The 403-nt window shown below is 67.0% G+C and carries 1 protein-coding gene; it reads right to left on the bottom strand.

Annotated features, from left to right (window positions below; genetic code table 11):
• On the bottom strand, positions 1-286 hold a 286-nt coding region (locus VSR68_RS42615; protein ID WP_342945391.1), incomplete at its 3' end, for a MerR family transcriptional regulator.
• Positions 287-403 lie beyond the last annotated feature (117 nt).

Below are 403 nucleotides of genomic sequence, written 5' to 3'. Positions count from 1 at the left end.
GGCTCCGCGGCGTCCACCGACACCCGAGGACGCTGCCGTTCGGCACCGGCGGCGGGGTCCTCCCCGCGGTCCAGGCGTTCCCTGATGACCCGCAGCGGAAGATACCTCTCCTGCTGCAGACTGAGTACTTGCGGTATCCGGACGCGGTGCGGTGCGGGTGCACAAGACCCTGGTCCTCCAGGAAACGCACCTTCGACGCGGTCAGATCCGGGAAGCGCGGCTGCAGCTGACGCAGCAGTGCGCCGATGCCGACGCGGGCGGTCTGCGGGAGTCCGGTCTCAGGCATGGAGGGTGTCAGGACCCGTTCTGCACGGAGTGGTAGAACGTGAAGCGGAACTTGCCGATCTGCACCTCGTCACCGTTCTCGAGCACCTTGGTGTTCACGCGGTCGCTGTTGACGTAC

Source organism: Paraburkholderia phymatum (genome assembly GCF_038900715.1).
GTDB classification, from domain to species: domain Bacteria; phylum Pseudomonadota; class Gammaproteobacteria; order Burkholderiales; family Burkholderiaceae; genus Paraburkholderia; species Paraburkholderia phymatum_A.
This window is presented reverse-complemented; position numbering and strand designations above follow the sequence as displayed.